This window comes from Mycobacterium asiaticum (assembly GCF_001673315.1).
GTDB lineage: Bacteria > Actinomycetota > Actinomycetes > Mycobacteriales > Mycobacteriaceae > Mycobacterium > Mycobacterium asiaticum_B.
The window spans coordinates 1-23779 of record NZ_LZLQ01000147.1 but is presented as its reverse complement, the minus strand read 5'-3'; the positions used below and the strand labels follow the sequence as shown (position 1 = coordinate 23779).

24 protein-coding genes are annotated in these 23779 nt (G+C 65.7%); 16 read left to right on the top strand and 8 right to left on the bottom strand.

Features of this window, described 5'->3' with window-relative positions:
- Positions 1 to 7: 7 nt before the first annotated feature.
- From proC to A5636_RS23440, 5 genes are all read left to right on the top strand, one after another.
- Positions 8 to 886, top strand: coding sequence for a pyrroline-5-carboxylate reductase (gene proC, locus A5636_RS23455; protein WP_065161040.1), 879 nt, complete (start codon positions 8 to 10; stop codon positions 884 to 886).
- A 140-nt stretch (positions 887 to 1026) separates the two neighbouring features.
- Positions 1027 to 1287: a cell division/environmental response transcriptional regulator gene (locus A5636_RS23450; RefSeq protein WP_065161039.1), complete on the top strand. Its 261-nt coding sequence runs from the start codon at positions 1027 to 1029 to the stop codon at positions 1285 to 1287.
- A 167-nt stretch (positions 1288 to 1454) separates the two neighbouring features.
- Positions 1455 to 1556 carry a 30S ribosomal protein bS22 gene (locus A5636_RS25840; protein WP_003402602.1) on the top strand — a complete coding sequence of 34 codons (102 nt, stop codon included), beginning with the start codon at positions 1455 to 1457 and terminating at the stop codon, positions 1554 to 1556.
- A 40-nt stretch (positions 1557 to 1596) separates the two neighbouring features.
- Positions 1597 to 2718, top strand: coding sequence for an SDR family oxidoreductase (locus tag A5636_RS23445; protein WP_065161038.1), 1122 nt, complete (start codon positions 1597 to 1599; stop codon positions 2716 to 2718).
- Entirely contained in the window at positions 2715 to 3791 is a 1077-nt protein-coding gene (locus A5636_RS23440; RefSeq protein WP_155763971.1) for a lysophospholipid acyltransferase family protein, read from the top strand. The genes A5636_RS23445 and A5636_RS23440 overlap by 4 nt, the downstream gene beginning before the upstream one ends.
- 129 nt (positions 3792 to 3920) lie before the next feature.
- On the opposite strand, the gene A5636_RS23435 is transcribed toward A5636_RS23440, so the two are convergent.
- Genes A5636_RS23435 through A5636_RS23425 form a run of 3 tightly spaced genes read right to left on the bottom strand, consistent with a single transcriptional unit; the run spans position 3921 to position 6302 of the window.
- The gene (locus A5636_RS23435; RefSeq protein ID WP_065161036.1) at positions 3921 to 4835 is read right to left on the bottom strand and encodes a cyclopropane mycolic acid synthase family methyltransferase; all 915 of its coding nucleotides are present in this window, start codon (positions 4833 to 4835) and stop codon (positions 3921 to 3923) included.
- A gap of 23 nt (positions 4836 to 4858) precedes the next feature.
- Positions 4859 to 5359 carry an FAS1-like dehydratase domain-containing protein gene (locus tag A5636_RS23430; protein WP_065161035.1) on the bottom strand — a complete coding sequence of 167 codons (501 nt, stop codon included), beginning with the start codon at positions 5357 to 5359 and terminating at the stop codon, positions 4859 to 4861.
- Positions 5360 to 5402: 43 nt separating this feature from the next.
- Positions 5403 to 6302: an HAD family hydrolase gene (locus A5636_RS23425; RefSeq protein WP_065161034.1), complete on the bottom strand. Its 900-nt coding sequence runs from the start codon at positions 6300 to 6302 to the stop codon at positions 5403 to 5405.
- Between the two features lie 100 nt (positions 6303 to 6402).
- Here A5636_RS23425 and A5636_RS23420 point away from each other — a divergent pair, with 100 nt between their 5' ends.
- From A5636_RS23420 to A5636_RS23390, 7 genes are all read left to right on the top strand, one after another.
- A complete protein-coding gene (locus A5636_RS23420; protein ID WP_065161033.1) occupies positions 6403 to 6675 on the top strand; it encodes a glutaredoxin family protein in 273 nt (90 codons plus the stop codon).
- Positions 6676 to 6803: 128 nt separating this feature from the next.
- Positions 6804 to 8189 (top strand): glutamyl-tRNA reductase, encoded by a 1386-nt coding sequence (locus tag A5636_RS23415; RefSeq protein WP_065161032.1) that lies wholly within the window; start codon positions 6804 to 6806, stop codon positions 8187 to 8189.
- 13 nt (positions 8190 to 8202) lie between these two features.
- Positions 8203 to 9150, top strand: a complete 948-nt coding sequence (hemC, locus tag A5636_RS23410) for a hydroxymethylbilane synthase (protein WP_065161031.1) — start codon at positions 8203 to 8205, stop codon at positions 9148 to 9150.
- Positions 9151 to 9173: 23 nt separating this feature from the next.
- The gene (locus tag A5636_RS23405) at positions 9174 to 10847 is read left to right on the top strand and encodes a uroporphyrinogen-III synthase (RefSeq protein ID WP_065161030.1); all 1674 of its coding nucleotides are present in this window, start codon (positions 9174 to 9176) and stop codon (positions 10845 to 10847) included.
- Positions 10848 to 10950: 103 nt separating this feature from the next.
- Entirely contained in the window at positions 10951 to 11931 is a 981-nt protein-coding gene (gene hemB / locus A5636_RS23400) for a porphobilinogen synthase (protein WP_065161029.1), read from the top strand.
- Between the two features lie 10 nt (positions 11932 to 11941).
- Positions 11942 to 12502 (top strand): DUF3093 domain-containing protein, encoded by a 561-nt coding sequence (locus A5636_RS23395; RefSeq protein WP_065161028.1) that lies wholly within the window; start codon positions 11942 to 11944, stop codon positions 12500 to 12502.
- Complete coding sequence (locus A5636_RS23390; protein ID WP_065161027.1) at positions 12499 to 12756, top strand: hypothetical protein; 258 nt, start codon at positions 12499 to 12501, stop codon at positions 12754 to 12756. The genes A5636_RS23395 and A5636_RS23390 overlap by 4 nt, the downstream gene beginning before the upstream one ends.
- On the opposite strand, the gene A5636_RS23385 is transcribed toward A5636_RS23390, so the two are convergent.
- Entirely contained in the window at positions 12740 to 13207 is a 468-nt protein-coding gene (locus A5636_RS23385; protein ID WP_081287965.1) for an STAS domain-containing protein, read from the bottom strand. The two genes, A5636_RS23390 and A5636_RS23385, sit on opposite strands and share 17 nt — an antisense overlap.
- A gap of 288 nt (positions 13208 to 13495) precedes the next feature.
- Between A5636_RS23385 and A5636_RS23380 the strand changes: the two genes are divergently transcribed.
- Entirely contained in the window at positions 13496 to 14731 is a 1236-nt protein-coding gene (locus A5636_RS23380) for an acyltransferase family protein (protein WP_065161075.1), read from the top strand.
- Between the two features lie 47 nt (positions 14732 to 14778).
- Here the strand turns inward: A5636_RS23380 and A5636_RS23375 are convergent, their stop codons facing one another.
- Positions 14779 to 16092: a DUF2252 domain-containing protein gene (locus tag A5636_RS23375; RefSeq protein ID WP_065161026.1), complete on the bottom strand. Its 1314-nt coding sequence runs from the start codon at positions 16090 to 16092 to the stop codon at positions 14779 to 14781.
- Positions 16093 to 16472: 380 nt separating this feature from the next.
- Here A5636_RS23375 and A5636_RS23365 point away from each other — a divergent pair, with 380 nt between their 5' ends.
- Positions 16473 to 17168: an Rv0518 family GDSL lipase gene (locus A5636_RS23365; RefSeq protein WP_065161024.1), complete on the top strand. Its 696-nt coding sequence runs from the start codon at positions 16473 to 16475 to the stop codon at positions 17166 to 17168.
- Positions 17169 to 17454: 286 nt separating this feature from the next.
- On the opposite strand, the gene A5636_RS23360 is transcribed toward A5636_RS23365, so the two are convergent.
- Positions 17455 to 19578, bottom strand: coding sequence for an acyltransferase family protein (locus A5636_RS23360; protein WP_065161023.1), 2124 nt, complete (start codon positions 19576 to 19578; stop codon positions 17455 to 17457).
- A gap of 3 nt (positions 19579 to 19581) precedes the next feature.
- Positions 19582 to 20409 carry an alpha/beta hydrolase gene (locus A5636_RS23355; RefSeq protein WP_253900685.1) on the bottom strand — a complete coding sequence of 276 codons (828 nt, stop codon included), beginning with the start codon at positions 20407 to 20409 and terminating at the stop codon, positions 19582 to 19584.
- Positions 20410 to 20572: 163 nt separating this feature from the next.
- Between A5636_RS23355 and A5636_RS23350 the strand changes: the two genes are divergently transcribed.
- Together A5636_RS23350 and A5636_RS23345 are read left to right on the top strand one after the other, a co-directional pair.
- Positions 20573 to 21940 carry an amino acid permease gene (locus tag A5636_RS23350; RefSeq protein ID WP_065161021.1) on the top strand — a complete coding sequence of 456 codons (1368 nt, stop codon included), beginning with the start codon at positions 20573 to 20575 and terminating at the stop codon, positions 21938 to 21940.
- Between the two features lie 139 nt (positions 21941 to 22079).
- Positions 22080 to 22973, top strand: a complete 894-nt coding sequence (locus tag A5636_RS23345; protein ID WP_065161020.1) for a manganese catalase family protein — start codon at positions 22080 to 22082, stop codon at positions 22971 to 22973.
- Between the two features lie 99 nt (positions 22974 to 23072).
- Here A5636_RS23345 and A5636_RS23340 read toward each other — a convergent pair whose 3' ends face one another.
- Entirely contained in the window at positions 23073 to 23657 is a 585-nt protein-coding gene (locus A5636_RS23340; RefSeq protein WP_065161074.1) for a hemerythrin domain-containing protein, read from the bottom strand.
- Between the last annotated feature and the right edge of the window lie 122 nt (positions 23658 to 23779).

Sequence of the window (23779 nt, the reverse complement as noted above, 5' to 3'; positions counted from 1 at the left end):
TTCGGGCATGGCAAGAATCGCGATCATCGGCGGCGGCAGCATCGGTGAGGCACTGTTGTCCGGACTGCTGCGGGCGGGCCGACAGGTCAAGGACCTGGTGGTGGCCGAACGGATGTCGGATCGGGCGAAATACCTGTCCAGCACCTACGGCGTGCTGGTGGTGACCTCCGTGCGGGATGCTGCCGAGAACGCGACGTTCATCGTGGTCGCGGTCAAGCCGGTCGACGTCGAGTCGGTCATCGACGAACTTGCCGGTGTCGCCGCAGCGGCTGAGCACGACAGCGGGGAACAGGTGTTCGTCACCGTCGCGGCGGGCGTCACCATCACTTCGTTCGAATCCAAGCTGCCCGCTGGGACGCCGGTGGTCCGCGCGATGCCGAACGCGGCGGCGCTGGTCGGCGCCGGGGTCACCGCACTGGCCAAAGGCCGTTTCGTCACGGCTCCACAGCTTGCCGAGGTCTCCGCGCTGTTCGACGCGGTCGGCGGCGTGCTCACGGTTCCCGAGCAGCAACTGGATGCGGTGACCGCGGTGTCGGGCTCCGGGCCCGCGTATTTCTTCCTGTTGGTGGAAGCCCTGGTGGACGCCGGTGTCGCGGTGGGATTGAGCCGTCAGGTGGCTACCGACCTGGCCGCCCAGACCATGGCTGGATCCGCGGCGATGCTGCTGGAACGGATGGACGAGGGACGGCGACCGACCGACGGCGGTCCCATCGGTCTGCGGGTAGACACCTCACCCGCCCAGCTGCGGGCATCGGTGGCCTCACCCGGCGGCACCACCGCCGCTGCGCTGCGGGAGCTTGAACGCGGCGGCTTCCGGATCGCCGTCGATGCGGCCGTCCAAGCCGCCAAAAAGCGCTCTGAGCAGCTGCGAATTACATCGGAATAATTCAAGAATTTTGAACTGATTGTCTCTCACCAGTACCAGTAACCCCACTAGTCCCGCTATTCTCCTCTTTGTATGCACGTGTTGGTGCCAGCGGAGGGGAAGCCGCTGGCATTGCGCGGGCCTGACACGATTGGGTAGCGATGACGTCTACGAACGGGCCATCAGCACGGGATTCTGCAGGTAAGGCGGCACCCGCTGCCGGCTCAGCCGATGCGGGACAAAGTCGGACGCAATTCCTGACTGTCGCCGAAGTCGCGGCACTGATGAGGGTGTCCAAGATGACCGTGTACCGGCTGGTGCACAACGGCGAGTTGCCCGCAGTTCGGGTCGGGCGTTCTTTCCGCGTCCACGCCAAGGCTGTCCACGACATGCTGGAGACGTCGTACTTCGACGCCGGCTAACCAGCCCGGGCGCACTCGGTAGCGTCAGCAGACGCAAAGGCCCCTGAAACGGCACGTCTTCGGGTTTTCTGCGGCTGCTCGGCGGCCATTTGGTGTTGTCCACCCGCGGTTGGGTAAAGTGTCCGGGTCAAGTCATAAGCCGGTCACGGGTCTAGATAGCGGAGTTCATGGGTTCAGTAATCAAGAAGCGGCGCAAGCGTATGTCGAAGAAGAAGCACCGCAAGCTGCTACGTCGCACCCGGGTGCAGCGCAGAAAACTTGGCAAGTAAGTTCTGTCGGCTCCTGCCTGCTGCTAGCTAGGCTGACAAGGTGGATTCGTCGAACGGGGGGAGCAGCGACGGCGACACCGTGCACTACCCCAAGGTGGTGCTGGTTACCGGTGCATGCCGATTCCTCGGCGGTTACCTGACCGCTCGTTTGGTGCAGAACTCGCTGATCAACCGCGTCATCGCGGTCGACGCGATCGCGCCGAGCAAGGACATGCTGCGCCGCATGGGGCGCGCTGAGTTCGTCCGCGCCGACATTCGGAACCCTTTCATCGCAAAGGTGATCCGCAACGGCGAAGTCGACACGGTGGTGCACGCGGCCGCCGCGTCCTACGCGCCGCGATCCGGCGGAACCGCGGCGCTCAAGGAACTGAACGTGATGGGCGCGATGCAGTTGTTCGCCGCTTGTCAGAACGCTCCTTCGGTGCGGCGCGTGGTGCTGAAGTCGACATCCGAGGTCTACGGGTCGAGTCCGCACGATCCGGTGATGTTCACCGAGGACAGCAGCAGCCGTCGGCCCTTCCGGGAGGGGTTTGCCAAAGACAGTCTCGACATCGAGGGTTACGCGCGTGGGCTGGGGCGGCGCCGGCCCGACATCGCGGTGACCATCCTGCGGCTGGCGAACATGATCGGCCCGGCGATGGACACGTCGTTGTCTCGGTATCTGGCAGGGCCTCTGGTGCCAACGATGTTCGGTCGCGACGCGCGACTGCAGTTACTGCACGAGCAGGACGCGCTGGGTGCCTTGGAGCGTGCCGCGATGGCAGGGAAGGCCGGCACCTTCAACATCGGGGCCGACGGAATCATCATGCTATCCCAGGCAATTCGTCGCGCCGGTCGAATCCCGTTGCCCGTACCCAGTTTTGGGGTCTGGGCGCTGGATTCGCTGAGACGCGCTAATCGTTACAATGAGATCAATCGAGACCAATTTGCTTACTTAAGTTATGGCCGCGTGATGGACACCACCAGAATGGTTTCCGAACTTGGTTATCAGCCAAAGTGGTCCACGGCCGAGGCATTTGACGACTACGTTCGCGGACGTGGGCTGACTCCCATAATCGACCCAGATCGGGTACGCTCCTGGGAAGGTCGTGCCGTAGCGGTGGCACAGCGTTGGGGTAGCCGAATTCCAATTCCGCAGTCGAGCTCAAATAGATTTGGATAAGAAACGTGGCGGGTGAGAGCAGAGCGAATGTTATTCCCCTGCACACCAATCGGGGTCGTGTAGCGGCGCGTCGCCGTGCCGGTCAGCGTTCGGATGCGTCTCGTCAGCACCCCTCGTTGCTCTCCGATCCGAGCGGTCGCGCCTCGGCCGAAGACATCGCCGCCGTCGTCCGCGAGATCGACGAGCACCGCCGCGTCGGGGGCGCAACATCGACGGGCGAAGCGCCACTCAACGACGTCGCCCAACGCGTCGCCGCGGTTGCCGGTTTTCTGCGGCAGCGGCTGACCGGGGACTACACCGTCGACGAATTCGGGTTCGACCCGCATTTCAATGATGCGGTCGTTCGGCCTTTGCTGAGGTTCTTCTTCAATTCCTGGTTCCGGGTCGAGGTCAGCGGCATCGAGAACATTCCGACCGAGGGCGCGGCGTTGGTCGTGGCGAACCACGCCGGGGTGCTGCCGTTCGACGGTTTGATGCTGTCGGTGGCGGTGCACGACGAGCATCCCGCCGAGCGCGATCTGCGCCTGCTGGCCGCCGACATGGTGTTCGACCTGCCGGTGGTGGGGTCGACGGCCCGCAAGGCCGGTCACACCATGGCGTGCACGTCCGACGCCCATCGTCTGCTGGCCTCGGGAGAGCTGACGGCGGTCTTCCCGGAAGGTTACAAGGGGCTGGGTAAGAAGTTCGAAGACCGCTACCGATTGCAGCGTTTCGGTCGGGGTGGCTTCGTCTCCGCGGCCTTGCGCACCAAGGCGCCGATCGTGCCGTGTTCGATCATCGGCTCTGAAGAGATCTATCCGATGCTGGCCGACGTGAAGCTGCTGGCGCGATTGCTTGGTGTGCCCTACTTCCCGGTGACGCCGCTGTTCCCGTTGGCCGGCCCGGCTGGTCTCGTGCCGCTGCCGTCGAAGTGGCGGATCGCGTTCGGTAAGCCGATCCGCACTGCCGATTACTCGCCTAGCGACGCCGAAGACCCGATGGTCACGTTCGAGCTGACCGATCAGGTGCGCGAGACCATCCAGCAGACGCTGTACCGGTTGTTGGCGGGGCGGCGCAACATCTTCTTCGGCTAGGCCCCGCGGCACAGCTGACGACCGAGGCTCACGGCTTACGACAAGGGCTTACGGCTTACGACAAAACGAAAAAAGCCCCGATTCGTACCGAATCGGGGCTTTTCCGTTTGATCGCGTCGCGGTGGCTGACTACTTCACCAGGGTGAACTGGCAGACGTTGGTGTAGCCGTCGCGGAACAGGTCCGAGCACCCGCGCAGGTACTTCATGAACGTCTCGTACTCTTGCTCGCCCTTGAGCTCGATGGCCCTGTCCTTTTGCGCTTCCAGGGCGTCGGCCCAGGCGTTCAAGGTCGGCACGTAGTTCTTGCCGATGAAGTGGTGGCGCTCGATCTTGAAGCCGGCCTCGGTCGAGTAGCGGTCGACCTGCTCTACCTGGGGCAACTTCCCGCCGGGGTAGATCTCCTTGAGGATGAAGCTGATGAAGCGCAGCAGGGTCATCGTGGTCTTGAGGCCCATCGCTTTACCCTCTTCGGCGGTGGGCACCACAATCGAGTGCAGCAGGAAGCGGCCGTCGTCAGGCAGCAAGCTGTAGTACTTCTTGAAGAAGGTGGCGTAGCGCTGGTAGCCGGCGTCGCCGGCTCCGTCGGCGAAGTGCTCGAACGCGCCCAGCGAGACAATGCGGTCGATCGGCTCGTCGAACAGCTCCCAGCCCTGCAGACGCACCTCTTTGCGACGCGGACTGTCCATCTCGGCGAACTTCTGCTCGCAGTGGGCCAGCTGGTTCTCGCTCAGCGTCAGACCGATGACGTTGACGTCGTAGTGCTCGACGGCGTGGCGCATCGTCGAGCCCCACCCGGAGCCGATGTCGAGCAACGTCATACCGGGCTCGAGGTTCAGCTTGTCCAGCGCCAGCTTGCGCTTGGCGAACTGCGCCTCTTCGAGTGTCTTGGACTGCGGCTCGTCGATGTTGGGGTTCTCATCGAAGTAGGCGCAGCTGTAGGTCATCGACGGGTCCAGCCACAGTTTGAAGAACTCATTGGACCGGTCGTAATGCGACTGCACGTCCTCGACCGGAGGCTGAAGTTGGGTGCCTTCTGATGTCATTAAATCGACGCTACCTGCTCTGTTTAGATGGATGCAATTGCCGCGACGGTTGCCTCTGCGTCGGATTCGTGACGCGCAGCTTCCCCCAACATGGTGACCACGCTGGTGATAACGGGTTTACCTTCGGCGTCTGTCACTTCGCTTCGGATTTCGGCCAGGACCGTCCCGTGGGATTGGATCACCGAATCCAAATACGTGTCGAAGTGTAGCTTGTCGCCGACCAGGATGGGTCGGTGGAAAAGGAATTTCTGGTCCCGATGCATGACCCGAGCGATGTTGATCGGGATGCTGAATTTGGTGAAGATCTCCAGCTGGACACGCCGCCCCGCGATGGCCAGAAAGGTCAACGGGGCCACCAGCGTGGGGTAGCCGGCTTCGGCGGCGACCTCGTCGTCGAAGTGCATCGGGTCATCGTTTTGGATCGAAGCGGCAAATTCGCGAATTTTCTCGCGCCCCACCAGGAAGTAATCCTCCTGCCGGTAGTGCTTACCGATGATGCCTTCGGCTCCCTGAGGAACTGTCATGCCGCTGCTTTCCGCTCGAATAGGTGCTCAGCGGCGCAGCTTATCAGCGCGATTGGCGTCGGGACGCCAGCGCCGCCAGCGCGCCGCCGGCCGCTCCCAAAGCCAGCGCCGACGGCACCCCGATCCGGGCGGCCTTGCGCGCGGTCCGGAAATCGCGGATCTCCCAGCCGCGCTCGCGGGCAAGACTGCGTAGCCGGGCGTCGGGGTTGATCGCGACGGCGGTGCCTACCAGCGAGAGCATCGGGACGTCGTTGTAGCTGTCGGAGTAGGCCGTGCAGCGCTTGAGGTTGAGCCCTTCCCGGATGGCCAGGGACCGTACCGCGTGTGCCTTGCCGGTCCCGTGCAGGATCTCGCCCACCAGCCGACCCGTGAAGACGCCGTCGACCGATTCGGCAACCGAACCCAGGGCCCCGGTCAGGCCGAGCCGGCGGGCGATGGTCGCCGCCAGTTCGTAGGGCGTGGCGGTGATCAGCCACACCTGCTGGCCCGCGTCGAGATGCATCTGAGTGAGTTCGCGGGTGCCCGACCAGATCTTGTCGGCGATGATCTCGTCGTAGATCTCCTCGCCCAACTGGACCAACTCGTCGACGGACCGTCCCTCGATGAAGGCCAGCGCCTTGCGCCGACCCGCGGCGACGTCCGCGCTGTTCTCCGTGCCGAGCACCTGGAACTTGGCCTGCGCGTAGACGAAACCCAGCACGTCCCGGTAGGTGAAATAGTGACGGGCGGCCAGACCGCGCCCGAAGTGGACGGCGGACGAGCCCTGTACCAGCGTGTTGTCCACGTCGAAGAATGCGGCTGCGGTCAGGTCCACCGGCGGTGGCGGACGCTCGTCATCGCTGGTTGCGTACAAGCCGTCGAGCGCGCGTTCGGCACTCGCGTTCGCGGTCAGCGACTCCAGATCCACCCGACCGGTGGGGTCCACCGGGTCGAAGGAAGCCATGGAAGACATAAGCCCAACCTCCCAAGTCGCTGCATGGCCCGGTTTCCGATCCCGTGTCGCCATCAACCCTATCCGCAGTCCAACTGCCACACTGGTGGCCATGACGCCACCCGGAAACCGGCCGCGAGTCGAGTTGCTGACCCGGGCCGGATGCGAGCTCTGCCAGCGGATGCATGATCGCCTGATGGAACTGGCCGGCGAGCTGAACTTCAGCCTGGCCACCACCGATGTCGACGCCGCGGCGGCGGCGGGAAATACCGCACTGCGGGCCGAGTTCGGCGACCGGCTGCCGGTGGTCCTGCTGGACGGTCGGGAGCACAGCTACTGGGAGGTCGACGAACCGCGGTTGCGGGCCGACCTCGCGGGCCGCTGAGCGAGGCGGTCCGGGGGCGTAACCATTCGGGGCCATTGCCGACATTTGGTAGGTCCTCTGACAACCGTCTACCGTAGAGAGCAGTTCACTTTCCAAAGCTGCAAGGGAGCGGGCCAGGTGATGCTGCCGTGAGCATCTTGCTCTTCGGGGTTTCGCACCGCAGTGCGCCGGTCTCGGTCCTGGAACAACTCAGCATCGATGAGTCCGATCAGATCAAGATCGTCGACCAAGTGCTGCAGTCATCCCTGGTTACCGAGGCGATGCTGCTCTCGACGTGCAACCGCGTGGAGGTCTACGCCGTGGTGGAGGCGTTCCACGGCGGATTGTCGGTGATCGGCCAGGTGTTGGCCGATCACTCCGGGTTGTCGATGGGCGACCTGACCAAGCACGCGTATGTCCGCTACAGCGAGGCCGCCGTCGAGCATCTGTTCTCGGTGGCCAGTGGCCTGGATTCGGCGGTGGTCGGCGAGCAGCAGGTGCTCGGCCAGGTTCGCCGGGCGTACGCCTCCGCCGAGGCGAACAGCGCGGTCGGCCGGGTCCTGCACGAACTCGCTCAACGAGCGCTTTCGGTGGGCAAGCGGGTGCACTCCGAGACCGCGATCGACGCGGCCGGCGCCTCGGTGGTGTCGGTGGCCCTCGACATCGCCGGACGCAACCTGGGCAGCCTCAGCGGCAAGACCGCCGTCGTGGTCGGCGCCGGCGCGATGGGCGCTCTGTCGGCGGCACACTTGACCCGCGCCGGAATCGGCCGGGTGCACGTGCTGAACCGGTCGTTGGCCCGGGCTCGACGGCTGGCGGACAAGATCGACGCGGCCGGAATACCCGCCGAAGCCTGGACGCTGGATGGCCTGCCCGACGCGTTGGCCGACGCCGACGTGATGGTCAGCTGCACCGGCGCCGTCAGCCACGTGGTCACCCTCGCCGATGTGCATCACGCGCTGGTCAACGTGCGCCGCGACGAAGTCACCAAGCCCCTGGTGATCTGCGATCTGGGGATGCCGCGTGACGTCGACCCGGCCATCGCGGGCCTGCCCGGCGTGCTGGTCGTCGACGTCGACCGGGTGCAACATGAGCCGTCGGCGCACGCCGCGGCCGCCGACGTGGACGCCGCCCGCCTCATCGTGGCTGCCGAGGTCGCCACGTACCTGGCCGGGCAGCGGATGGCCGAAGTCACTCCGACCGTGACCGCGCTGCGCCAGCGGGCCGCGGACGTGGTGGAAGCGGAGTTGCTCCGCCTGGACAACCGGTTGCCTGGCTTAGACACCGCCGAACGCGAGGAAGTGGCGCGTACCGTCCGCCGGGTGGTCGACAAGCTCCTGCATGCACCGACCGTGCGGATCAAGCAACTCGCGAGCGCCCCGGGCGGCGACAGCTACGCCGAAGCCCTGCGCGAACTCTTCGAACTGGACCAGACCGCCATAGACTCGGTAGCTGCCGTCGCTGCTGGTGAGTTACCGCCTATATCAACGGAATTCGACGATGCCCAGAGCAGCACCCAGCGGTCCGCCGAGTAGCTGATTGGCGCACGTGATCCGGATAGGCACTCGGGGCAGCCTGCTCGCCACCACCCAGGCTGGGACCGTCAGGGACGCATTGATCGCCAGAGGCCATCCCGCTGAGTTGGTGACCATCAGCACAGTGGGAGACCGGTCGTCGGCGCCCATCGAGACGTTGGGCGTCGGAGTCTTCACCACCGCACTGCGTGAAGCCATCGAAGACGGACGCGTCGATGCGGCGGTGCATTCGCACAAAGATTTGCCGACGGCCGAGGATCCGCGGTTCGTCATCGCAGCCATACCGCCACGGGAGGACGCCCGCGACGCGGTCGTGGCACGGGACGGACTGGTGCTCGGGGAGTTGCCCGCGGGTTCGCTGGTGGGTACCTCGTCGCCGCGGCGGGCGGCACAGCTTAGAGCATTGGGTCTCGGTTTGGAAATCCGCCCCCTACGAGGCAACCTAGATACCAGGTTGAACAGGGTAAGTAGTGGTGATCTTGACGCCATCGTGGTGGCCCGGGCCGGACTGGCCCGACTGGGCCGGCTCGGCGACGTCACCGAGACGCTCGAGCCGGTGCAGATGTTGCCAGCGCCCGCTCAGGGTGCTCTGGCTGTCGAGTGCCGTGCCGGTGACAGCGGGTTGGCGGCGGTGCTGGCGGAGTTGGACCACGCCGACACTCGCGCAGCGGTCACCGCGGAACGAACTCTGCTCGCCGAACTGGAAGCTGGTTGCTCGGCACCGGTGGGCGCGATCGCAGAAGTGGTCGAGTCCATCGATGAGGAGGGGCGGGTTTTCGAGGAGCTGTCGCTGCGCGGCTGCGTGGCGGCACTCGACGGGTCCGACGTGATCCGAGCTTCCGGCATCGGCGCTGCCGATCAGCCACGGAGGCTTGGCCTCTCGGTAGCCGGCGAGCTGTTCGAGCTGGGCGCTCGTGAATTGATGAGGGGAGCGCGGGAAGACCCCGCGCGAGGGAATTAACTACAGACTTGGGAGCGACAACGATGACGCGAGGGCGCAAGCCGACACCGGGCCGCATCACTTTCGTGGGTTCGGGTCCTGGCGACCCCGGTCTGCTGACCACACGGGCCGCCACGGTGCTGGCGAATGCAGCCTTGGTGTTCACTGACCCTGACGTACCGGAGCCGGTGCTGGCGCTGATCGGCAAGGACTTGCCACCGGTGTCCGGGCCGGCGCCCGCCGAGCCGGCGCCGGGAAGCTCCGACGCCACGTCCGGAACCTCCGCGAGCAGTGCGGCTCCGGCCCCGGCGGTGGTGGCCAGCGGTCCGGACATCCGTCCGGCGCTGGGTGATCCCGCCGAGGTCGCCAAGACGCTGACGCACGAGGCCCGCCTGGGCGTCGACGTGGTGCGGCTGGTGGCCGGTGACCCGCTGTCGGTGGACGCGGTGATCACCGAGGTGAACGCGGTGGCCCGTGCCCACCTGCACGTCGAGATCGTGCCCGGCCTGGCACCCACCAGCGCGGTGCCCACCTACGCCGGTTTGCCGTTGGGTTCGTCGCACACGGTGGCCGACGTGCGTGACCCACATGTCGATTGGGACGCATTGGCCGCGGCTCCCGGCCCGCTGATCCTGCAGGCCACGGCATCGCATCTGACGGATGCCGCCCGCGCGCTGATCGAGCACGAGCTGGCCGACACCACACCGTGCGTAGTAACCGCTCAGGGCACCACCTGCCAGCAGCGTTCGGTGGAGACCACGTTGCAGGGGCTGACCGACCCGGCCGTCCTGGGTGGCGGCGCCGACCCTGCGGGTCCGCTGACCGGGCCGCTGGTCGTGACCATCGGCAAGACGGTGACCAGTCGCGCGAAGCTGAACTGGTGGGAGAGCCGGGCGCTGTACGGCTGGACCGTGCTGGTGCCGCGCACCAAGGACCAGGCCGGTGAGATGAGCGAGCGGCTGACCTCCTACGGCGCGCTGCCGATCGAGGTGCCGACCATCGCGGTGGAGCCGCCGCGCAGCCCGGCCCAGATGGAACGTGCCGTCAAGGGTCTGGTGGACGGCCGGTTCCAGTGGGTGGTGTTCACTTCGACCAACGCCGTGCGCGCAGTGTGGGAGAAGTTCGGCGAGTTCGGGCTGGATGCCCGGGCGTTCTCCGGCGTGAAGATCGCCTGCGTCGGAGAGTCGACGGCGGACCGGGTGCGTGCCTTCGGGATCAGCCCCGAGCTGGTGCCTTCCGGTGAGCAGTCCTCGATGGGGTTGCTGGACGAATTCCCGCCCTATGACAGCATTTTCGACCCGGTCAACCGGGTGCTGTTGCCCCGCGCAGACATCGCCACCGAGACGCTGGCTGAAGGGTTGCGTGAGCGCGGCTGGGAGATCGAGGACGTGACTGCCTACCGCACGGTGCGGGCCGCCCCGCCGCCGGCGACGACCCGCGAAATGATCAAGACCGGTGGTTTCGACGCGGTGTGCTTCACCTCCAGCTCCACCGTGCGCAATCTGGTCGGCATTGCCGGAAAGCCGCACGCGCGGACCATCATCGCCTGCATCGGGCCGAAGACCGCCGAGACCGCCGCCGAGTTCGGCTTACGGGTGGATGTTCAGCCCGAGACCGCCGCGGTCGGCCCCCTGGTCGACGCCTTGGCCGAACACGCCGCCCGGTTGCGCGCCGAAGGTGCGCTGCCCCCGCCACGTAAGAAGAGCCGCAGGCGATGACTCGTCATGCGCCGACGCTGCGACTGACTCTGCGTTCACGGCGCGCAAGTGCGAGTAGTTTGCGCCCCCAACGCAGAGTCAACGCACGCGGCTAGGAGACAACGTGGCGTACCCGCGGCAGCGTCCGCGCCGGCTTCGGTCCACCCCGGCGATCCGCCGGTTGGTGGCGCAAACCTCCGTGGAGCCAAGGCATCTGGTGCTGCCGATGTTCGTCGCCGACGGTATCGACGAGCCGCGGGCCATCACGTCCATGCCTGGTGTGGTGCAGCACACCTGCGATTCGTTGCGCAGCGCCGCCGCGGATGCGGTGGCCGCCGGCGTGGGCGGGCTGATGCTGTTCGGGGTACCGCGGGGTGCGGACAAGGACGCCCTCGGCTCGGCAGGTACCGATCCCGACGGCATCCTCAACCGCGCGCTGCGCGAACTGGCTAAGGACCTCGGGGACGCCACCGTGTTGATGGCCGACACCTGCCTGGACGAGTTCACCGACCATGGCCATTGCGGCGTATTGGACGAGCGGGGCCGCGTCGACAACGACGCCACGTTGACTCGTTACGTGAAATTAGCTGTGGCGCAAGCGGAATCGGGTGCGCACGCGGTGGGCCCGAGCGGCATGATGGACGGCCAGGTGGCCGCCATCCGGGACGGTCTGGACGCGGCGGGTTACTCCGACGTGGCGATCCTCGCCTACGCCGCCAAATTCGCCTCGGCGTTCTATGGCCCGTTCCGCGAAGCGGTCGCGTCCAGCCTGTCCGGGGACCGGCGCACCTATCAGCAAGAGCCGGGCAACGCCCGGGAAGCCCTGCGCGAGGTCACCTTGGACCTCGACGAGGGTGCCGACATCGTGATGGTCAAACCCGCGCTGGGTTACCTGGATGTGGTTGCCGCAGCGGCGGCGATCTCCCCGGTACCGGTGGCGGCGTATCAGGTGTCGGGGGAGTACGCGATGATCTGTGCGGCGGCGGCCAACGGTTGGATCGACGAACGTGCGGCCGCGCTGGAGTCGTTGACCAGCATCCGGCGGGCGGGGGCCGACATGGTGCTCACCTATTGGGCCGCCGAGGCGGCGAGTTGGCTGGGGTGAGGAGGCTGACATGACAACAGTGGGAGAGTCCGACCCCAAGCCGCTGTTCCGTGAGGTCGGTGCCAGTTGGTACTGGGTACTTGCGGGTCCGTTGTCGGCGGCGTCGCTGATCTATATCCAGTGGACCAACCATGTCGGGATTTCGTTGCTGGTGCCGATGATTTTTCTGGTCCTGGTGTCGGCATTCGTCGCGTTGCAGGTCAAGGCGGCGCGCATCCACACCTCAGTGGAATTGACCGAGGACGCCTTGCGTCAGGGCACCGAGACGATCCTGGTCTCCGAGATCGTCAAAGTTTTCCCTGAAGCCGAGAATTCGGTGAAGTCCGGCAAGCCGCTGGCCAGGTGGCAGTCGGCACGGGCGCTGGGTGAACTGGTCGGGGTGCCACGGGGACGGTACGGCATCGGTCTGAAGCTGACCGGGGGGCGCATGGCTCAGGCGTGGGCGCGCCGTCACCGTCACCTTCGGGACGCGCTGACCCTGCTCATCGAGGAGCGGATGGGACCCTTCGTCCCCGAGGTCTCCGACGAGGCTGGGGCGTTCGATGGTGACGACAACGAGTCGGTGCTGTGAACCGCGGTGTTCGCGCGGGCCTCGAACTGATCGTGGCTGTCGCCGCGTTGGTCGCGACCGTCCTCAGCTGGGCCGCCACCCGATCGGTGATCCAGGTGGCGCCGGTGGCCGAAGGGCAGCCGCCTACGACGTCGGTTATCTACGACCCGCAGCAGTTGGTGTTGACGCTGTCGTTGGCAACGGTTGCCGGAATCTTCGCGGTCGTGGCCGTGGCCAGGATGCGACGTTCTGGGAGCGTTAAGCCGACTTCTTGACCAGCGGCAGGACCAGCTGGCGGCGCCAGGCGACGGCGTCGGCGAGATTGCGCAGCGCTTCGTGGACCGAGGTGGTCACCGGGAACGCGGCTTCGTCGGGTTCACCCAGCAGGGTGCTGACGACCGGGCTGACCACGATCATCCACGCCACATCTGCCCCGCGGCACTCCTCGTCCAGCACGCACAGCAGGCCGATCCCAGCTGACGAAAAGTGCGTCACCGCGCTGAGGTCGAGCACCACGGGGGTGTCGCCGAGGACGAAGTGCCGCACCCGCTCGCTGATCTGATCGACGTTGACGGCATCGATCTCGCCGCGGATGGTCACGACCGTCGCCCGGTGCCGGTAATGCGCCCGGACCTCTGCGCCGGCACAGTCCACCGCGCCAGTACGCGGCCCCGCCACGAGTTTCGTCGTCGCGGTCGTCTTCGTCGTCGCGGTCGTCTTCGTCATTGCGGTAGTCATGAATCGCCCCATTCCCCTGGCACGCCGACCAAGCCCTGCCTATAAAGTGCCCGCTGAACTTAAGGGGACCGACAGTCACGCCTAACTCTTTGCTAAGGAAGCCGACCGGGCGAGCTTGGTGGGCCATCGGGCTTGGACTGTTAGGCTGCTCTGGCTGCCGGTTGCCCGTGGGGGCGGGTGACATGGCGAGATCGCCCCGGTCAGCCGCGTTAGTCGGACCACACAGCAGACTCCAGGCGGAAAGAATTCGTGCCCAGCGCAGCGCCCACGGATGAGATCAGGGGCAAGATCAGGGGCGAGATCAAGGCCCTGACGGGGCTCCGGATCGTCGCCTCACTGTGGGTGGTGTTGTTCCACTTCCGGCCGATGCTGGCTGACGTGTCGCCCGATTTCCGGGACAACCTCGCGCCGGTGCTCAACTGCGGCGCCCAGGGCGTCGACCTGTTCTTCATCCTCAGCGGCTTCGTGTTGACCTGGAATTACCTCGACCGGATGGGTGGCGCGTGGTCGACTCGGGCCACGCTGCACTTCCTGTGGCTACGGCTGGCCCGGGTGTGGCCGGTGTACCTGGTCACGATGCATCTGGCCGCGTTGCTGGTGATCCTGAGCTTGCACGTCGGGCATGTGCCGTTGCCGGAAGTCAGGGATCTGACCGCAGTCAGCTATGTGCGGCAGGTCCTGTTGGTGCAGTTATGGTTCGAGCCGTTCTTCGACGGGACCAGTTGGGATGGTCCGGCCTGGTCGATCAGTGCGGAATGGCTGGCTTATCTGCTCTTCGGCTTCATCGTGCTGGTGATCCTGCGCATGGAACGCACGACGAGGGCGCGCAATTTGATGATTCTGGCCTTCGCGGCCTGTCTGCCGCCGGTGGTGCTGCTGCTGGCCAGCGGTCAGTTCTACACGCCGTGGAGCTGGCTGCCGCGGATCGCCACCCAGTTCGTGGCGGGCGCGTTGGCGTGTGCCGCGGTGCGCCGGTTGCGGCTGAGCGATCGCGCCCGGCAGCTGGCCGGATATCTGTCGCTGCTGTTGGTCGTCGCGATTGTGGCGATCCTCTATTGGTTCGACGCGCACCCGATCACCGGCGTGGTGGACAGCGGCGGAGTGGTGGACGTGCTGTTCGTCCCGTTGGTGATCACCCTGGCAGTCGGTCTGGGCAGTCTGCCGCGAGTCCTGTCGACCCGACTGATGGTGTACGGCGGAGAAATCTCGTTCTGCCTGTACATGGTTCACGAGCTGGTGCACACCGTGTGGGGATGGGCGGTGCTGCAGTTCGAGCTCACGCCGCAAGACAACCCGTGGAAGTGGAACGTGATCGCTTTGCTGGTGATCGCCCTGCTGCTCTCGAGCCTGTTGTATCGCTTTGTCGAGGAGCCGGCGCGACGGTGGATGCGCCGGATGGTTGGCGCTCGGCCCGCGCCCGCGGGCACGCTGGCCGGTGATTCGCCGACCGCCAAGTTGCATCCCATTGACGGTGTGCGAGAAGACATTTCGCCCCGCGCCGCGGCCAGCTGACGATCGCGCGCAGGTGCCCTGGGTCGAGCGCTGAACGTCAGCCGGCTTCAGGTGGCGCTGACCCCGGGGATGCGGCCTTCCCGGAATGCCTCGACGAAATGCCGGTGGTCATCGCGCACGGTCGCGGCGTACTCGAGTCCGAACGACACCATGTCGGCGACGAAGTCGTCTAGGCGGTCGCCGATGACCGCCACGATGGCGTCCTCGGTCTGGAAATCGACCAACGACTGGTCGCTGTCGGCGTCGCCGACGCAATGCACCTTGGCCACCGCCTGTCCCAGCTGCTCGATGACCTCGGCGAGTTCGTCGGGCTCGGTCAGTTCGTCCCATTCCAAATCGGATTCGTACGGTGACAATTCGTTGACGACGAAGCCGGTCCCGTCGAGTTCGGTGTAACCCAGCAGCTGGTCGGCGTGGGCTTGCAGCGCCCGCTGCGAGATCGCGGTTCGGTGCCCGTGGTGCTTGAAGTAATCCCGCACCTTCTGATCGCTGATCACCCGGCTCGGCGCGGCTATGTTGCCCTGTTTCATCGACAGCACGATGTCGTTGTCGAGTGCCTGGTTGAAGCCCTCAATGAGGATCGTGTAGTTGGGTAGGCCCGCGCTGCCGATGCCGAATCCCGTCTTGCCGACCACATCCTTGACGTCGTAGGTGACCTCGCGGCGGCGCTTGGCCTTCGGAATCGTCTCTAGGTACCGCTCGAAAGCGTCGACCACCTTGTCGCGTTCGGCGTCGTCGAGCCGCCGGACTCCGGGCGCGTCGCGGAACTTTCGGTCCCACTGGTCCACCCACGTCATCCTGTCCAGCATCTCGGCCCGGGTTGACAGCCGCGCGGACTGAAGCGCCGCCAGCACCGCACCTCGCGCGGTCTGCAGATTCAGCGAGAAGGATGAGTCGTCCTGCTCGTCGACGAACCAGTGCACCTGGTCGACGTAGGAGCGAACGAATGTCTCGATCAGGCGCGCGATCTCGTGATCGGAAAGCGCCTTCTGCCAGCACATCAACGCGACACTGGCGGCGAATCGTTGTAAATCCCAAGTGAAATGGCCGATGTAGGCCTCGTCGAAGTCGTTGACATCGAAGATCAGCACTCCCGAGCCGTCCATGTAGGTGCCGAAGTTCTCCGTATGCAGGTCGCCCTGGATCCATACCCGCCCGGTGCGTTCGTCGGCCCAGCGATCGTCCCGTTCGGCCATGTCCGCGTAGAAGAGGCACGCGCTCCCGCGGTCGAAGGCGAACGGGTCTGCGGCCATCTTGCGGAACTTGGTGCGAAACGCGTCCGGGTCGGCTTTCATCAGCTCGTCGAACGCTCCCACGAGGCAGTCGACGATGAACGATTCACGATCGGTGCTGCTGGCCATGACCTAGTCATACCCATTCACCGACGAGCAACGAGATTAGGCCGGTCGTTGTTAGCCGCGGCGGCTGTGCGAGCTCGGCTGCGGCGGGGGCCGGTTCGTCCTGCGGCCACGTGATGCAATTCGATACCAGGGTCGTCGCACCCCGGTGATCACCGAGCCGCAGGTCATGGTCGCCCGGCGCGATAACCGGCAGCGACCAGCGCACACGCAGCTAAGGCGGCACCGGGGCAGCGTGCGGTTTGCTGGGCCCGCGGACCCCCGCCAGGGTGTGTGTGACGGCTCACGTTCTGGGCGTGGCGAGTGCGCAGATGCCCGCCATCACCGTCGGTTCCTCGTACGATTTGGGTTAGCCATTACGTCCTCCGCGGTGAAGGTCCCCGATGACTCGGTTAGTTCGGTTCGCCATCAGCTTGTTCGCGTTGATGGCAGCAGTTGCGCCCTACATCACCGATCCGGTGCTGGTGCGGCCCAGCCGTGCGCTGACACTGGACTTTCGGCTCAAACACATCGCGGTGGTCGGCGACTCCTACACGACCGGCACCAACCTCGGTGGCCTGGGCGCGAAGTCGTGGACCGCCCGCGCCTGGCGGACGCTCGCCGCGCCCGGGCTGCGCATTGCCGACGACGTCGCAGCCGAGGGCCGAGCCGGATATGGGGCGGTCGGTGACCATGGCAGCATCTTTCAGGATCTGACCGATCGCGCAGTCAAAGCCGACGACAATCTGGTGGTGTTCTTCGGTTCCCGCAACGACCAGGGCATCGATCCGGTGTTATTGGCCCAACGGGTCCACGCGACCTTTGTTCTTGCGCGTCAACGTGCGCCGTCCGCGATGTTCCTGGTGATCGGTCCACCGTGGCCGACCACCGATGTGCCGGTGCCGGTGTTGGTGATTCGCGACGTGCTCGCCGGCGCGGCGTGGGCGGCGGACGCAGCGTTCGTGGACCCGATTGGGGACCGCTGGCTCGTCGACCGCCCTGAGCTGATCGGTCCGGACGGGGTCCACCCCAATGACGCGGGGCATGCGTATTTGGCCGACAAGATCGTCCCGCTGATCCGATGGCAATTGTCGAAGTGAGGTTACGGTACTGCGTATTTGGCGCGGCTAATGCCGAAAGCCACTGGCGCGCAACGTATCTCGCGTCGCGGGGCCGGGCGGCTCAGTCTTCGGCGTGCCGTTCGTAGTCCCACCGCTCGAGGCGCGCCTGCAATTGCAGTAAGCCAAGCCCGCCGACTGGTGCGGCTGCCGTAAGCAGGACCAACAGCATTGGACTCATTTCAAAACCTCCAAAACCCTTTCATTCGTACCACGTTCGTCTGCCTGACGCGGTTCATTCGGGAATAAGTTCATCGGCGAGTCTTCGTCATTCGTCGGAAAGGGCACGGTCGGCTAACGCCCCGATAACGGGCGCCAGCAGCTGTGCGTACTCGGTCGTGAGGTGGTTGTCGTCGCGGAACACCAGGGTGTTGCCGACGATCACTGGGCACCGCTGCGCGGTGCAGAACAGGTCGGTCAGGTCCGCGTAGGAGCCGCCGGCCGCGCTCGTCGCCCGCTGCTCAGCGGCGATACCATCGCCGTTGACCGCAACCGACCGCTCAGGAGCACAGGCTCCGGAGTCGTCCAGGTGGGCGGACAGGCACGTCGGCGCCGATGCCTGCGGATCTGCCACCGGTCCCAGCAGCAAGACCTTCGAGCCCATGCCGCGCAGTTGGGCCACCACGTGGGCGACGGCCTCGATCCAGGCCGGATCGTAGGAGGCGAAGCTGAAGTCGGCGTGATAGCGGCGGCTCATGCTGAGCACAACCAGGTGCGGTCGTTCGGCTTGCAGGCGGCTCACGATCTCAGCCCGCCACTGCTCACACTCGCTGTACTTACGGCCCAGATATGGGCTGACGATGGGCAGGTCGAGCAGCGGGCAGGTCACTTTGGCCAGCGTCTCCAGCCGCCAGTGCCGCTGCTCGGCGACCTGCTGCAACGCGGGGTCCCACATTGCCGCGTGGGAGTCGCCGATCAGCGTCACCGTGGTGGGTGATGCGACGTCGCCGTTAGCGCATTCGCTTTGGCCCACGTCACGCCACGAACGCATGCAGCCGTTCACGAACACGGGGGCTTTGTCGCCCGGGGCTGCGGCCAGCGAGGGGTTCAGGTTGGAGGGGACGGCCCGTTGGCCCACAGCGGCGGCGAGCGCCTCGCGGACTTGGGCGAACGCCTGTCGAACGGCGGCCTCCCGGGGGCCGACCTGTGGGTCGGGGGCCGGAGGCAAGGGCATGATCCGGGCCTGCGGGGCAGCGGCGCCATGGCCGACCGGCGCGGGGACGGCCGTCAGCAACACCGCGCACGCGCACGCCGCGACACCGGTGGCGGCGCCGGCCACGGCCAGGCTGGTCCTGGCGGACCTGCGCAATGCTGCGGCGAACCGACCGGGGTTCTCCACCGCATGCATCGTGATCACCGCCAGTCCGGCGGACACCGTCGTCGCTGCCAGCCGGCCCGGCAGCCCGCCGGGATCGCCCAGCATTGCCGGCAGCAGCAACAACACCGGCCAGTGCCAGAGGTACCACGAGTAGGACACCCGGCCGATTGCCCGCATTGCCGGGGGACACAACACCCGGCCGACTCCCATGCCGCCGGTGACGCAGCCGCCGCCGATCACCAGAGCGGTGCCCAGCACCGGCAACAGGGCCGAGGTGCCGGGGTAGGGGGTGTGCGGACCCAGCTGGGTACAGGTCAGCAGGATCAGCGCCAGACCGCCCCACCCCACGACCGTGGCGGGCAGCAGCGGCAGGCGTCGCCACTCGTTGATCGTGAGGGCCACCAGACCGCCTGCCGCAAGCTCCCAGGCGCGGGTGGGCAGCGAGAAGAAGGCCCAAGGCGGCGAGACGTGCGTCCACACCACGGCCGCCGTCAGCGACGCACCGCCGACCAACGTCAGCAGAATTACGTACGGCCCCGAGCCTGCGCTTTTTCCGATCCGCCTCGCCAGCCATGCGGTGCCGATGATCAGCGCCGGCCAGAGCAGATAGAACTGCTCTTCGACACCGAGGGACCAGTAGTGCTGGAACGGCGAGGGCGACACATCCGACACCATGTAGTCGGTGCCCTGAGCGGCGAACCGGTAGTTGCCGACGTACAACGCGCTGGCGATGCCGTCGACAAAGACCCGGCGGGCCTGCAGCGGCGGCAACACGACGGCAGCGACGGTCGCGGTGACCACGGCGACGGTGGCAGCGGCCGGCAACAGGCGACGGGCGCGGGCGGCGTAAAACCGGCCCAGCGCAACGGTGTTCGTGGACGACATCTCGCGCCACAGCAACCCGGTGATCAGGAACCCGGAGATGACGAAGAAGACGTCCACGCCGATGTAGCCGCCGCGGATACCGGGGATGCCCGTGTGGTACAGCACGACGGCAAGCACCGCGACGGCGCGCAACCCCTCGATGTCCGGGCGAAATGGCGTCCGGACCGCGGCGCGAGGCGAAACGGTCATGAGTTAGGTCGCCATCCAGGCCAGCTCGGCGGGCAGCTGTGCCCGCCAGAAGTCCACATCGTGCCCGCCGGGAGAGAAGCTGCCCGCCGGTCGCTTCTTGAGCTGGCCGACGAATTGGCTGCTGGCGAAGAAGAAGCGGTCGCCGATCCCGCAGTCCACCCGTAACGGGATGTTGTTCAACACCGGCAGCCCGAAGACCGTGTTGCGGGTCCAGTCGTCGACACTGTCGAACGCCCCAGGGGCGCTGCCGATGTAGGACATGTACAGCGCCGGACTGATCGCGCAGATCCCGGCGGTCCGGGCCGGTCCCAGCCGGGCACCCAGCAGCAGGGCGCCGTATCCACCCATGGACCAACCCAGGAAGCCCACACGTGAGGTATCCATGCCCATCGAGGTCAGCATCGGCAGCAACTCTTCGAGCACCATGGTGCCCGCGTCTTCGCCGTTGGAGCGCCGATGCCAGTAACTGTTGGGGCCGCCGTCCACGCCCACTACGGCGAAAGGCGGTTTGCCCTCGCTGACCAGTTGCGCCAAGGCGTCCTCGACGCCGCAGTCCAGCATCATGTTGGCGTCGCCGTCCTTGCCGTGCAATGCGATCACGGGTCGCAGCATCTTGGTCTGACCTGGCGGCATGGCGATCACCCAGTTGGTCTTGATGCCGCCGCGTGCCGCCGAGACGAACGAACCGGTGAGTTTGGTCGGCAGGGTCTTGCCCGCGGTCGGGGGATCGAACGGCGCGGGGGCCTGCGGGACGGCCATAGGCCGGGCCGGGTCCAGTAGGCCACTCAACGCCCACACGCCGGCCGCCCCGGCGCTGGCGCCTACACCCATGCGCAGCACCTTGCGGCGGGTCAGATCGGCCACGGTCGTCAATGATGCCGCGCCGACGGGTGTTTGACGCCCCTGCCACGCCGTATCGCAAGGCACTCGTGACGACCGCGTGATACACCGCCGCCACGGTGGTGCCCGACGCGCAGATGTGTTGTGGTTAGCCATGGCTAGCAATTCGCAGCTGCGCCAGGATCTGTCGCAACGGCAGCTCAGCATGATCGCCTTGGGCGGTGTGATCGGGGCCGGACTGTTCGTCGGGTCGGGCGTGGTGATCGCCAAGACCGGTCCCGCCTCGTTTCTGACTTACGCGATCTGCGGGCTGCTCGTCGTCCTGGTGATGCGAATGCTGGGCGAAATGGCCGCCGCGAACCCCGCGACGGGTTCGTTTGCCGATTACGCCGCAACGGCATTGGGCGGTTGGGCGGGTTTCTCAGTGGGCTGGTTGTACTGGTACTTCTGGGTGATCGTCGTCGGATTCGAGGCGGTTGCGGGCGGGAAGGTGCTCAACTACTGGTTTCACGCGCCGCTGTGGCTGCTGTCACTGGGCCTGATGGTGTTGATGACCGCCACCAACCTGTTCTCGGTGTCTTCCTTCGGTGAGTTCGAATTCTGGTTCGCTGGAATCAAAGTCGCGGCCATCGTGATTTTTCTGGGTCTCGGGACGGCCTTCGCCTTGGGCTGGTGGCCGGGCCGGCGCCTGGACTTTTCCAATCTGACTTCGCACGGCGGCTTCTTTCCGGCGGGCGTCGGCGCGGTGTTCGCTGCGGTGGTCGTGGTGATCTTCTCGATGGTGGGAGCAGAAGTCGTCACCATCGCCGCCGCGGAGAGCCCGGACCCGGAGCGGGCCATCGCACGCGCGACGAGGTCGGTGGTGGCGCGCATCATGGTCTTTTTCGTCGGTTCGGTCCTGTTGCTGGTGGTGATTACGCCGTGGAACGCGATGGAACCAGGCACGTCGCCGTACGTGAAGGCGCTCACGCATATGGGACTGCGCGGTGCGGACCAGATCATGAACGCGGTAGTGCTGACTGCGGTGCTGTCGTGCCTGAACTCCGGCCTCTACACCTCGTCGCGGATGTTATTCGTGCTGGCCCGCCGCGGGGAGGCACCCGGCAGGCTGGTCAAAGTCAACCGGCGCGGGGTGCCTGCCGTCGCCATAGTGTTCTCGTCGGTGGTGGGCTTTCTGTGCGTGTTGATGTCCTGGCTGTCTCCCGACAAGGTTTTCTTGTTCCTGCTCAACTCATCCGGAGCGGTGATTCTGTTTGTCTACCTGTTGATCGCGCTCTCCCAGATCGTGCTGCGACGACGGACACCCGCCGAGAACCTGCAAGTCAAGATGTGGTGGTTCCCGGTGCTGTCGATCCTGACGGCTGTGGGAATCGTTGCCGTGCTTGTACAAATGGCATTCGACGATGCTGCCCGAAGCCAACTGTGGCTGAGCCTGTTGTCCTGGGTGGTGGTAGTGGCGGTGTACTTGGGCATGGCGCGCGCACGCCGAGATGGCTTGGCACGCAAACAGTTCAGCGCCTAGCGGGTTCGCGGCAACGGCTCGCGGACTGAGCTGAGCGCTTACCGGAATTCGCGGTAGATCCGTTTGGACTGGATCAGTGCGGGTAACCGGCCGAATCGGGTCGAGGAAGACACGGTGTAAACAGCCTTGGGAGTAATAAATGTTTGTCCACAATAAAGATTTGCAGTTCGAGGTGCGCGTCAGCCAGCCAGATCCCCGGTTCGCTTCCCTTTTGATGGAGCAGTTCGGCGGGGCCAACGGCGAATTGACCGCTGCCCTGCAGTACTTCATTCAGGCCTTCGTGCTGCGGGAGAAGAACCCGAAGATGTACGACCTCTTCATGGATATCGCCACAGAGGAATTGAGTCACCTGGAAATGGTCGGCGCGACGATCACCATGCTGCTGGACGGTTTGAACGACGACCTGAAGTTGGCAAACGAGCGTTGCGACTGGATGCCCGCGGTCGCCAGCCGGGACGGTCGAGAGCAAGCCATCCACCAGGTGGCGGTGAACCCGATGTTCCTGGTGCTCAGCGGCGGCGGCCCGGACGCCAAGGACTCGGCCGGCAACAACTGGACCGGCGCGTTCATCGATGCCAACGGTGACCCGACGGTGGACCTTCGCAACAACCTGGCCGCCGAGTCGCGGGCGAAGATCGTCTACGAGTACCTCAAGCAGTTCACCGACGACCCGGGAGTGCAGGACACGTTGACATTCCTGATGACTCGCGAGATCGCGCACTACCAGCAGTTCACTGCCGCCCTCAACGAGCTGCCGGTGAACTTCCCGCCGGGCACGCTCTCCGGTGACGACCGCTTCCAGAACGTCGCCTTCAACATGTCTGGCGGCGGCAAATCGGTGCGCGGGCCGTGGAACCAGGGGCAGGGTCCGTGGCCGGAGGGCATCGAATGGGAGTACGTGGAGAAGCCGACCGAGCAATGGCTCGGCAGCACGGTCCGGCAGAACAAGGGCGCCGAATCCAATCCCGAAGGCTCGCCGGCGGTTCCGAGTGAGAAGCCGTTCACCCACGAGCAGCGGATGCCCACCAACTAGGCTGCACGCGAGCTAAAAGGCCTGGCGGCCCCAAATATTGGAGCCGCCAGGCCTTTGCTGTCCGATGCAGGTTTGGATGCAGGGTTCGGGTGCGGGTTTTCAGTGAATCTGTGGGTCCGGCGGGTTGTCGGCTTCACGGCCGGTCGCCACATCGCGGACCAGGTCGACCATGGCGGCACCCATACCCATCGTCTTCTGGGTGAGGGAATCCGATGGTGTATTCGGATGCGGACGAGTTGGCGCAACCTTTTTCGCGGTTTCCAGCCGTCTGCCGATCACCTCGAGCTCTTCCCGGTCGACAGCGGCGGCGAACCGCGGCCACACGACATCCTGCTCGAACTTGATGTGCTCACGACCGGCGATGACGAACTGCTTCAACGCCTCGTGGTATCCGGGTTCGCCGGGGCGGCCCTCTTCGAGGCGCTGCAGCAGCTTTTTGCCCGCTTCCTCTTGTGCGATGGCCTGATTCGCCAGTTCGTCCCCGTCATCGAGGGCTCGGCGCACCGCGGGCCAGAAGAATTGCTCTTCGATCGCTTCGTGTTGTGACTCGGCGATGATCAAGTTGTTCACCATCGTCTCGAGGCCACTCAACTGCGCACCATCGCCTTCCGGTGCTCCGTCAAGAACTTCCAGCATGCCTAATACGCTTTTGTGGTCTGCACGCAGAAATGTCAATGCGTCCATGTCGTGGCCTCCCGTGATTGCACTGGGCTGCAAGTACCCGCCCGCGGTCAGCCGAAACAGTGCGCCGCGAAAGCCCAAGCAGCGCTGGAAGAGTCGCTAACGGACAACGCCTCCGTCAGCGG